The sequence below is a fragment of the Arthrobacter cheniae genome (genome assembly GCF_003602275.1).
Classification (GTDB): Bacteria; Actinomycetota; Actinomycetes; order Actinomycetales; family Micrococcaceae; genus Arthrobacter_D; species Arthrobacter_D cheniae.
Genome location: NZ_QZVT01000027.1, coordinates 1 through 3,579, shown reverse-complemented (window position 1 = coordinate 3,579; position 3,579 = coordinate 1). Strand labels below are relative to the sequence as shown.

General features: G+C 62.0%; 2 protein-coding genes. One reads left to right on the top strand and one right to left on the bottom strand.

Going from position 1 to position 3,579, the window contains the following annotated elements; genetic code table 11:
• Positions 1-145 precede the first annotated feature (145 nt).
• A complete protein-coding gene (locus D6T63_RS18755; RefSeq protein ID WP_120150845.1) occupies positions 146-1,042 on the bottom strand; it encodes a helix-turn-helix domain-containing protein in 897 nt (298 codons plus the stop codon).
• 209 nt (positions 1,043-1,251) lie between these two features.
• On the opposite strand from D6T63_RS18755, the gene D6T63_RS18750 reads away from it, so the two are divergent.
• Positions 1,252-2,646 carry an MFS transporter gene (locus D6T63_RS18750; RefSeq protein ID WP_120150846.1) on the top strand — a complete coding sequence of 465 codons (1,395 nt, stop codon included), beginning with the start codon at positions 1,252-1,254 and terminating at the stop codon, positions 2,644-2,646.
• Positions 2,647-3,579 lie beyond the last annotated feature (933 nt).

Below are 3,579 nucleotides of genomic sequence, written 5' to 3'. Positions count from 1 at the left end.
GATCTCAACAAAGCTCGAGGGCCTGAGCCCGGTGCAATACCGAACCCAAGCCCTCGCGGCCTAACCTTTGCTAAGCCAGTCCAACTTTTGGGGTGCAGTTCACCATGCCGGGCCCCTTCTTTGTTTCCAGCGGACCGGGTAGGACTCAGCCCGTGGCGCTGACCAGTCCGACCTGCTCCGGGTCGCCCGCAACGTCCTGCCGCATTTGCGAGCCAAGGAGCTGCAAGGCAACGTACCCCGGGGTGCCGACGTCCGCGGTGTACATGAGCACCCTGTGCCTAGACTCGTCCGGCGGCGTGAGGACCTCGAAGTTCAGCTCAAGATCACCAACTTCGGGGTGGTGCATGTACTTCAGTCCAGACATGCAATTCACTACAGGGTGCTTGGCCCAAAGCGAGGAGAACTCCGGACTTCTCACGGTCAACTCACCGATCAGCTCTGTGAGTTCCGGGTCGTCCGTGGTCGCCCCAGCCAGCAGCCGCAACGACGACACCGCGCGCGTAGCCTCCTCCTGCCACCTCGCATAGAGCTCCCGCGTGTGCTCATCCAAAAACAGCATGCGAGTCATATTCGCCCTGGTGGCTGGGCGATTCGGACCGTCGAAGTCCAGGTGCCCAGCCACCAAGCGGTGACCAAGCCTGTTCCATGCCAGAACCTCACTGCGCCGGCCAAGGACAACTGCCGGGGTCGAAGCCATGGACTTGATGAGGCGGATCGTCCCCGCCCGGGCGAAGTCGGGCTTATGAGCGGTCTTCCGCTTTCCCTTTACCGGCCGTGCGAGGTTCATCAGGTGAATATGCTCATCCGGCGTCAGGTTCAGTGCTCGGGCAATCGCTTCGATCACCGCCTCAGAGGCGTTGTTGCTCAGCCCCTGTTCGAGCCTCGTGTAGTAGGTGATGCTCACCCCTGCGAGCATCGCCAGTTCCTCTCGGCGAAGACCTGGCACCCTCCGGATGCCGTAGTTGCGAAGCCCGACGTCCTCGGGCTGTAACGCCGCCCTCCGGACTCGAAGGAATTCTCCAAGCTCGCTCAGATTGCTCATCCCCCCATAGTGCCCGCGGGTGCAGGCATTGTCCTGTCACTGGCAGTACTACCCATGACACGGTCTGGTTGATTATCGCCCCACCGAACAGGCTAAAGGCACACCGCTCCGCCGTTTCGCGGCAGGACCAGCAGACAAGGAACCCCATGACTACTCCGCATGACGTAGACCGTCGCGAAGTCACGGTAGAAGCCAGCACGCCGCCAGGCATGACCGGCAAGCAGCGACTGACACTCATCGTCCTTCTAACAGCAAGCTTCACCTTGGCCGTCGACTTCTCGATCCTGAACGTCGCTCTGCCCACCATCGGTGCTGACGTTGGCTTCAGCCTCGAGAACCTCCAATGGATAGCCACGTCCTTTGCCCTGTGCGCAGCCGGCTTCACCCTGCTTTTTGGAAGAGTCGCGGACATTGTCGGCCGACGCCGGATGTTTCTCATCGGCATGGCCCTGCTCGGAGCAGGATCCCTGCTCGGCGGGCTGGCCGTTGACCCCGCAATCCTGCTCATCGCCCGCGTCGCCCAAGGACTCGCCACCGCCATCGTTGTGCCGGCGGCTCTGTCGCTGCTGCTGGGCTCCTTCGCAGAAGGACCTTTGCGGGACAAGGCGCTCGGACTCAACGGAGCCTTGATGGCAGCAGGGTTCACCACCGGAGCAATCCTAGGCGGCTTGCTGACCGATCTCCTCAGCTGGCGCTGGGCATTCTTTATCAACATTCCGATCGCTGTCGCCGTGCTCGTGATTGCTCCCATCGTGCTCGCCGAGAGCAAACCAACGGGCAGGACGAGACTGGATGTGCCCGGTGCAATCACCGTCACCGCAGGCCTCCTCGCGCTGGTATTTGGCCTAACGAGGGCAGCGGAGACATCTTGGACGGACCTGCTCACGCTCGTGTCCTTCGCCATTGCCATCGTGCTCTTTGCTGCCTTCACAGCCATCGAAAAGCGGGCAGAGTTCCCGCTTGTGCCTCTGGGCATCCTCAAGCGCTCGACCGTGGCGTGGGGCAATATCGCGGGGATACTCGCTTTCGTCACGGAGACGTCCCTGGTCTTCCTGCTGACCCTGTACCTCCAGCAGGTCCTTGGATACACCCCGCTCGGCGCAGGGCTCTCCTTCGCTGTTCTGGGACTGGGCACCGTCCTCGGCGGAATCATCGGACCGAAGGTCATCGGGGCTGTCGGCAACAAGCGGGCCATCGTGTACGGGTTCATCGTGCAGGGGATCGCAACCGCCTCCCTGGTGATGCTGGGTACGAACGGCTCGGCCATCATCCTGCTCCTTGCGGCGACCTTCATCGGCGGAGTCGCTAACCTCGTCGTCATCGTCGGCTTCATGGTCACGGCAACATCAGGCCTGCCGGACGAGGAGCAGGGCCTGGCAACAGGTCTCGCGACGATGAGCCAGCAGATCGGGATCACCATGGGCATCCCGATCATGAGCGCGATCTTCACAGCACAACTCCTGGCTCTCGGATCAGATTCGTCAGCAGCAGTGCTCAGTGGCGTCACCCTGGCTATCTGGGTGAATGCCGCGTTGTGCATCGCGACGGCGCTGGTCGTCTCTCTTTTCCTCAGGACACCGAAGGCAGCTGCCGCCTCAGCCTGAGGGTTGAACGTGGTCGGGGCCCTCAATGTGAGGGCCCCTTTACGCGTCAGACGGCCGTGAGGCCGTAGCAAATCTTTAGTCCGAGCGCGGCGTCCTTGTCCTCGGCTGATACAAGCTCCAGTGCGTCCTCCCAAACACCGTCATGCACCCACGCCAGCGGTTGAATATGCGCGCGCCTCGACGCGGGAACGGAATCTCGATGCTCAGACCGGCGCGCCCACCAGGTAAAGCTTGAGCGCGCAGAATGCAAGATGACGGCCGCCGTAAGACTCGCCCGCAACGAGGGCAGGTCCTGGCCTGAGATAGCGCCGGAGCTGCAGCGGTGCGGAACACCAAGGGAACGGATCCCTGCCGTCATTATGCTGGTTTCACAAGCGGGGTCATGGAGCTGTTCAAGGCTGGAAACTATCAGCGACCGCGTGCAACTGCGGCTTACTGCGTTCTATGGAAGGCTCTATCTCGTGGTCGTGGAGCCAGGCCCGGTATCGCACGAGAAGGTGGTCCTTGCGAGTTCGGCCTCGCTCGAGTCGGGAGAGCGTCGACGGCCACTCATCAAGTTCCTCGGCTGCTTCCTGCAGCGTAATGCCCAGCTCGTGACGGAGAGGTCGTAAATCCGTAACAGCCGGCGCTGGAACGGGGTTGGTGATCTGGGGGTAGATCTCGCGGACGACATAGCGTTTTCGTTCCTGTTGCGTGGAGAACCTGGTGAGGGGTGCGACATCGCCCGTGCGGAGTGCAGGGGTGTGCGGACTGCATGCGGTCGAGGTGTCCTTCACTGACGATGATTGCCCGTAACTGTTCTATGCGAATTCCGGTACGGAGGCCGCAGTGACGCCCAGCCTCGCGATGAGGGACGGATGCACAATCATGTTGCCCGAGTGGGCATGCCTGAGAGTGTCCAGGACAACTCCCAAGGAGCCGTCCTTGGGAAGG